10 protein-coding genes are annotated in these 6,902 nt (G+C 63.9%); 3 read left to right on the forward strand and 7 right to left on the reverse strand.

Features of this window, described 5'->3' with window-relative positions; translation table 11 throughout:
- The first annotated feature begins 1 nt into the window (after position 1).
- Entirely contained in the window at positions 2-1,006 is a 1,005-nt protein-coding gene (locus tag ISS99_RS23045; RefSeq protein ID WP_239538327.1) for a 2-dehydropantoate 2-reductase, read from the forward strand.
- Positions 1,007-1,018: 12 nt separating this feature from the next.
- Here the strand turns inward: ISS99_RS23045 and ISS99_RS23050 are convergent, their stop codons facing one another.
- The 7 genes from ISS99_RS23050 to ISS99_RS23080 form a co-directional block, all read right to left on the reverse strand.
- Positions 1,019-1,360 (reverse strand): DUF2845 domain-containing protein, encoded by a 342-nt coding sequence (locus ISS99_RS23050; protein WP_204633925.1) that lies wholly within the window; start codon positions 1,358-1,360, stop codon positions 1,019-1,021.
- Positions 1,361-1,411: 51 nt separating this feature from the next.
- Complete coding sequence (locus ISS99_RS23055; RefSeq protein ID WP_204633926.1) at positions 1,412-1,996, reverse strand: DUF924 family protein; 585 nt, start codon at positions 1,994-1,996, stop codon at positions 1,412-1,414.
- Entirely contained in the window at positions 1,996-2,478 is a 483-nt protein-coding gene (locus ISS99_RS23060; protein ID WP_284343615.1) for a PA2169 family four-helix-bundle protein, read from the reverse strand. Before ISS99_RS23060 ends, ISS99_RS23055 begins: the two co-directional genes overlap by 1 nt.
- A 68-nt stretch (positions 2,479-2,546) precedes the next feature.
- Complete coding sequence (locus tag ISS99_RS23065; protein ID WP_204633927.1) at positions 2,547-3,299, reverse strand: DUF2884 family protein; 753 nt, start codon at positions 3,297-3,299, stop codon at positions 2,547-2,549.
- Between the two features lie 77 nt (positions 3,300-3,376).
- A complete protein-coding gene (locus ISS99_RS23070; RefSeq protein ID WP_204633928.1) occupies positions 3,377-3,931 on the reverse strand; it encodes a hypothetical protein in 555 nt (184 codons plus the stop codon).
- Positions 3,931-4,479 (reverse strand): peroxiredoxin, encoded by a 549-nt coding sequence (locus tag ISS99_RS23075; RefSeq protein WP_204633929.1) that lies wholly within the window; start codon positions 4,477-4,479, stop codon positions 3,931-3,933. The genes ISS99_RS23070 and ISS99_RS23075 overlap by 1 nt, the downstream gene beginning before the upstream one ends.
- 156 nt (positions 4,480-4,635) lie before the next feature.
- The gene (locus tag ISS99_RS23080; protein ID WP_204633930.1) at positions 4,636-5,094 is read right to left on the reverse strand and encodes a hypothetical protein; all 459 of its coding nucleotides are present in this window, start codon (positions 5,092-5,094) and stop codon (positions 4,636-4,638) included.
- 226 nt (positions 5,095-5,320) lie between these two features.
- On the opposite strand from ISS99_RS23080, the gene ISS99_RS23085 reads away from it, so the two are divergent.
- Positions 5,321-5,740, forward strand: coding sequence for a universal stress protein (locus ISS99_RS23085; RefSeq protein WP_204633931.1), 420 nt, complete (start codon positions 5,321-5,323; stop codon positions 5,738-5,740).
- Between the two features lie 125 nt (positions 5,741-5,865).
- Positions 5,866-6,687 (forward strand): ferritin-like domain-containing protein, encoded by an 822-nt coding sequence (locus tag ISS99_RS23090; RefSeq protein WP_204633932.1) that lies wholly within the window; start codon positions 5,866-5,868, stop codon positions 6,685-6,687.
- The last annotated feature ends 215 nt before the right edge of the window (positions 6,688-6,902 follow it).

The following is a 6,902-nucleotide window of genomic DNA, read 5'->3' on the forward strand; positions in this document are numbered from 1 at the left end:
GATGCCGCGCATTGCGATCTATGGCGCCGGGATGATCGGCAACTATCTGGGAGGCCGGCTGCATGGACATGCGCACGTGCGCTTCATCGCCCGGCCGCACGTAGCGGCGACACTGAGCGAACACGGCCTGCACGTCAGCGACCTGCACGGTCGCCAGCAACACATTGCACCGGACCAGCTCGATCTGCATACCGATCCGCAAGCAGTACGCGATGCCGACCTCGTGCTGGTGACGGTGAAATCAGCGGCAACCATGGATGTAGCGCACGAACTGGCCGACGCGCTTGCGCCCGGCACACCGGTCATCAGTTTCCAGAACGGCGTGCGCAACACCGCCGAACTGCGCGCCGCCCTGCCCGGGCATGCGGTGCTGGCCGGCATGGTTCCCTTCAACGTGACCCAGCCGACGGCGGCGCATTTTCATCAAGGTTCGTCCGGCGAATTGATCGTGGAGCGATCGAATGCACTGGCTCCGTTCGCCGACATCTTCGCCGCCAGCCACGTACCGTTGCAGCAGCACGAGGATATGCAGGCGGTGCTGTGGGCGAAGCTGCTGCTCAATCTCAACAACCCCTTGAACGCACTCAGTGGCTTGCCGCTGCGCGAAGAACTGGCGCAACGACCGTGGCGGCTATGCCTTGCGCTGCTGCAACGCGAGGGCCTGCGCGTGCTGCGTGCGGCAGGCATTCGCCCCGCTCACCTCACGGGGCTGCCCGCAAGCTGGCTGCCGCGACTGTTGTCGATGCCCGACGTGCTGTTCCATCGCATCGCGGGGCGCATGCTGGCGATCGACCCGCTGGCAAGATCCTCCACCTGGGACGACCTGCAAGCAGGGCGGCGCACCGAGGTGGATTACATCAACGGCGAGATCGTGGCGCTAGCCGCTTCGAAAGGCATGCGGGCACCGGCCAACGGGCGCATCGTGGCGCTGATGCGCGAAGCCGAGCAGGCGTATGTGTCGTGGGACGCGCAGCCTTTGCTGAGGGAATTGCGCAGCGTCAGCTGACGACGGCGCAGTTCATCGGGGCAGATCCTCGATGTGCGCGATCTTGCCGCCCACGATGGTGAAGATGGTGGTGTGGCCGTCGCGCCGGTATTGCCATTTCTCGCCCTTGTCCTTGGCATCCTGTTTTTGCGCCGTGGCCTTCTTGCCCTTGCCGGAGGATTTGGAAGAACGCTTGCCGGACGACGATTTGCCCGACCCGCCTTTTGCGCGCACAGACGGGTTTCCCATCAGCGCCTTCACCCGGGCGGCACTGTCGCCGACCACCAGCAACTGATTGCCGACGCGCAAGCTTTCCAGCGCATGCGCGCTTGCACAGCACATCAACAAAACCACCACAACGAGATAACGACGCATGACCTGCTCCCTGTCGTAACACGGCCATCGTCCCTGGCCTGCCTGATGGGCTTAGAAACCCGCGCCGGGTTCTGCCAGATACGTCGTTTCTTCCGGCGTATTGATGCGACCGAGCGCGGCATTGCGATGCGGAAACCGGCCAAACCGCGCGATCACCGCTTCGTGCCGGCGAGCATAGTCGAGGTAGCCGGCGTAGCGGTCGCGTTCGTCTGCCGGAACGTCGTTGCACAAGGCACCGAAAAGCGCCACCGCGCGTTGCTGAAGTTCCCTGTCTTCAGCGTGTTCCAGCGGCATGTAGGCAAATACGCGCTGGATCGGTGGAAGCTGACGGTCGAAGCCTTCCGCAATACCCCACGTGGCGAGGCGTTGTGCGCTCAGGTCTTGCGCCCATGCGCGCGGATCCTCGCGATAGAGATTTCGCGAGAACTGATCCAATACGATCAACAGTGCCAGCCAGCCGGAGGGCGTGGCGGCCCAATCGTCAAGCTTTCCGGAAGCAGCCTCTTCGAGCTGCCGCGCGAACTGCGCGTCGATCAACGCATCGAACGCGGGGTCGCTTTCGTACCATTTCGCGTGGTGGTCCGGATCGAACCAGCAAGCCAATACCGCCAGCGCTTCGGGCGGTGTGCCTTGCATCAAGACCCGATCGCCTTGGCCAGGCTGTGCATGTCCATGTCGATCGATTGCAGGCGCGGCAGTTGGCGATGCAGGACGACGGTCATCTCGCCGGACGCGATGCGGCCAAGCGCGCGCTCATACGCCTTTAGCAAGCGCTTTTCGTTGCGGGCCAGCACGCGGATCCAGGCATCGTCGCTGCGGTGCATGCTGCGTACCAGCAACGTATCGAAGTGCTGCCTGGCCCGGCCGATCATGCGGCTGCGCGTGGCGGGTATGAAGGTTTGCTTGCTCAGCTGGGCCTGCAATTCGGCAATGACGTGGTCCAGCGATTGCGCCTCTTCGTTCAACACCGTGCGCAGCCCGGGCTCGCTGACCTCCTTGGCGGCATGACGATAAAGCGCCCGCAGCTCGATGCTGCGGCGGATCAGGCCATTACACAGGCTTTGTGCTGCGAGCGACACGGCGGCCGCCTCCAACTGCGAGGTTTGAATGGACGACACGTTACGGTACAGGTACTTAGCCGCTCATTAACCTGCGAAACGCCGCGAGAATTTGCTCAGCCGGCGTTTCACTGGCCGATCTGCAGCAGATTCAACCATCGTCCGTTGCTGCCGCGAATGCCCTGTTGCAGCTCCGAGAGGCGCTGGATGTCCGGGCAAAGCGCCTGAATCTGCGGCCGCAGCACCTGCAAACGCCGCTGCAAGCGCGGCTGGAAACCGCTGGCGAGGTTGCTGGCGCGATCGCGAAGTTCCGCGGCTTGTTGCAAGTCGCCGCTCAACGCCGCGTTCACCGCCTGCTGCCCCAGCGCCGAGGCCAGCAAGGGGGCGACATCGCCGATGACCCGGTTGGCGTACTGGTTGGCGGCGTCCCCGCGCCAGTCGTGCGTGCTCTGGCTGGCGGCGATGCGCTGATGCAAATCGGCGGCATCGGTGGCCAGGCGGTTGTCGAGTTCCGCGCGCGTATCGGGGTCCAGGTTCAAGCTGCCGGACTCCTCCCTGACCGCCTGCATAGTCACGTCAACGCCGCGTTGGGCCACTGCCTTCACCCGCGGCATCAGCGCACGCAGGTCTTGCTGGAAGAGCGCCAGGCGATCCTGCTCCTCATCGTTCAAGGCGACCTGCTGGCCGTCGGTGATCAGCACGCCATTGCCCAGCACCACCCGCGTAGGCGCCGGTGCCGCACGATCGAAAATGAGCTGGTCCGGCCGCACCGTGAGGTCGTAGCTGCTGGTGGCGTGGCATACGGTGGACAGGTCCTGCGCATGCAGGCCGGCACAGGCAACGGCCAGTGCCGCGGCAGCAAGCAGGCGATGGAGACGCATGAGGGAAACCCAGCGGACGTGGTCGAAGGTGCGACAGCGATAAAGCCCGCGCCAGGAACTGCGGCTGAACCGATTACTTAAAGCCGGCGCGCGCGAAACTGCAGGCGTACCGCGGGGTGCCCCAGTTGCCAGGCCAGCCACAAAAGCAGGGGGATGGCGACGATGCGCAGACCGAGGCCAACGAGCAGAATCTTACGCAGGTCCGCAAGCTGTGCGAGTTGTCCGGCGGAGGGTTGTCCGCCCGCCTGCAACAGGGCATTGGCCGTGTCGAAGGTCTGCCACTGCTGCCACAGCAGCACGCCGCGATAGGCGCTCCACACGCACAGCAACAGCGCCATCACGCGCAGCACCGGTCGCGCCCAGGCTTGCCGCAGGATGCACCCAGCGCAGGCCACGATCACGGCGAGCGCCACCACCAGGTAGCCGATATCCCAGTTCAACATGCCGTGCAGGGTGGATGCGTTCTGATCCTCTCCGGCGGGCAAGGTCTGCAAGGCAGCCCAGACCTGCTGCGCATGCTGGATGTATTGCACGCCGCCGAAGGCCGCCAACAGCATCAGCACCCAGGCAAACATGCGCCACCAGGCGAACCCGGGCTTGCGCCGGCCCAGGTCGTAACGGGAAATCAGCATCAGGTTGAAGCCTTCTTAAGCGTAGTGAGATCGCTCAGAACTTGAGCGGCGTTTTTGCCCGGGTCCACGTCACGGTAGATCTTGGCGATCTTGCCGTTCGGGTCAACCAGGAAGGTGGTGCGCTTGGCAAAGTGCAAACCGACGGCCGAGGTCAGCACGCCGTAGCGCATCGCCACCTGGCGGTTGGCGTCGGACAGCAGCGGAAAAGGCACGTGATATTTGGCGGCGAATTCGCCGTGCGACTTCACGTCGTCCAGGCTCACGCCCAGCACGTCGGCGCCGGCCTGGCGCAACTGGGTGATGGAGTCCCTGAAGCTGCACAGCTCGGTGGTGCAGCCGGGCGTGAAATCCCTCGGGTAGAAATACAGCACCAGCCAATGCCCGTGGTAATCGGCCGGGGCATGCCAATGGCCGTTCTGATCCTGCAGCCGGAATGCCGGGGCCGCCTGGCCGATCTGCGGATTGCCCTGCCTTACGCCGCCCCATACCGGCAACGCCGAAAGCACTGAAAGGCAGATCACCGCAAGCACGAGCAAAAGGCGACGCATGGAGGTAACTCCCCGGGAAAGCAGGCCGGACGAAACGGCTCAGATTGATCGAGTATACGCGGCCCGTTCAGGCCGCAAGCGTGCAGGACGTTGCGCCCCGCTAAAACAAAAGGCGCCACCAGGGCGCCTTTCGTTCGTGCTGCGTGCCGGACGCGGTCACTTGGCCGGTTCGATATCGAACTTGTCGACCGCCAGGCCGAGGTTGACGCCCTGGCCGGTACCGGTCAACGCGACCGAGACCGTGCCCTTGGTCAACACCTGCGCCGTGCCGCTGTTGACGGCACCCGCCGAGGCGCCCGCCTGGGCGTAGCTGCCGAACACTTGATGCAAGTTGTAGACGTTGCTGATTTCGCCCTTGCCGCTGACGCGGAACTTGCCCGCGGTCAGACCGCCACCGTGCACGCTGAGGCTGACGGCCGAGCGCTGCCCGTTGTCGCAGGTCACGTGCCCGCTGCCGGTCGCGTGCTGATAGATGGCCGACCAGCCCGCCAGTTCGTAAGTCAGGTGACATTTGATGGGTGCCGTGGCCGCCTGTGCCGAAGTCGCCGGCAGGCCAGCCAGTCCGCTGGCGCAAAGCACCAGTGCGGCAGTCAGTCCCAAAGTACGCTTCTTCATGAGGGTCTCCTTACATTGCGTTTACGGTCGTCAATGCCGTGGGGGAAAGTGTCACGTTTGCAAACTGAACGGCTTGGCAAGGATGCGCCTGGACGTTCAGCATCGGCAACCCGCCGTGACGCTAACGTGCAGAGCCGCCTGTTGTTTCTGCGCGCTTGATGCTTAACTAACGGCGCCCCGCGCACACTGGAGCGTGCGTGGCACCTGCTATCGCCACGGAGGAAACATGGTCAAGTATTCCCTGGTCGGCTACGACAGTTCCGAGACGTCGCAGCGCGCCTTTCGTTTTGCCGTGGAACTGGCGCGCTGCGGCGGCGGACGCATACGCGTGGTGTACGTACTGCAGGTGACCCAGGGCGGTGCGGATGCCTGCTCCTTGATGATCACCGACGAGTCCCGCCATCGCACCCAGGAATTGCTGGACGAATTGCGCACCATCGCCCCCGACGCCATCGACCGGGTGGATCTGGAAATCACCCACGGCAGCCCCGGCGACGTACTGGTCAACCAGGTACGCCAGCATCCGACCATCGATCACATCGTCATTGGCCATACCTCGCGCGGCACGCTGGGCCGCTGGTTGCTGGGCTCGGTGTCCGAGGATGTACTGGCCGGCGCCCACGTGCCGGTGACCGTGGTCCGCTAAAGCCCGGCTCCCCCATTCCGGCGCGAACCGGTAACTGGCGTTAATCCGCCGCATCGTTCACCCTTTATGCTGTTGTCCCCGATTTGTCACAGATCGGGCGATCATTTCTGTACGGGAACCGCCGCGTGGACTACAGCTCTACCCTGCCATGGACTTTGGAAAGCCTGAATTTCGCGGACATCGACGTCGCCCGCGTCCGCCACAACCAGGACCTTTTCCTGCTGCTTTGCAGCGCGTCCTTCGTTGAAAGCGGCTCGGATCTGTATACCCACAACCTGATCGAACACTTCGACGGCGACATGGAACTGCAGGCCTGGCTGCGCGAGCACTGGGAACACGAGGAAATGCAGCACGGCCGCGCGCTGGCCGCCTACGTGCGCCACGTGTGGCCGGAATTCAACTGGGATGCCGGCTTCCAGGCGTTCTGGAACGACTACGGGGCGCTGTGCACCAACGAACAGCTGGAGCCCTCGCGCGGCCTGGAACTGGCCGCGCGCTGCGTGGTGGAAACCGGCACCGCCAGCCTCTACCGCGCCTTGAACGACATCGTCGACGAGCCGGTGCTCAAGCAGCTCACCAACCACATCAAGAGCGACGAAGTGCGGCATTACAAGCACTTCTACCAGGCTTTCCAGCGCTACCGCGAAAGCGAAGGACTGGGGCGCTACAAGGTGTTCCGCGCGATCCTGCGGCGCGTCAACGAGATCCGCAACGAAGACAGCGACATCGCCCTGCGCCACGTCTTCAACCAGTGCTACCCGGAAAAGAAGGACGACAAGGCCGCCTTCCACAAGATGGCCGGTCCGGCCCAGGCACTGTTGCGTCGGCACATCCCGGCGGAAATGACGGTGAAGATGCTGCTCAAGCCGCTGGACCTGCCGCCGCGGCTGCTGAAGACGCTGGAAAAGCCGTTGGCAAAGATCAGCGAGAGGCTGCTCTTGCAATGAGGCGGGGCTGCCGCGGGTTGGGTTACCCGGGACTTGATCCGGGGGCAGCCCGACATTTCGCGCGCAATCGTTGGGTTACGCTGCTGTGCGGACTGGGGACATGGGTAACAGGTGTTCGGAGACATGGGTAACACCTAGTCTCACGGGATGTCGACTCTTGGGAGTGCGTCATGCCGTGGAAGGAGAAGACCCTCATGTCCTGTCGCCACGAGTTC

This window comes from Dyella mobilis, from assembly GCF_016904945.1.
In the GTDB taxonomy this organism is placed as follows: domain Bacteria; phylum Pseudomonadota; class Gammaproteobacteria; order Xanthomonadales; family Rhodanobacteraceae; genus Dyella_B; species Dyella_B mobilis.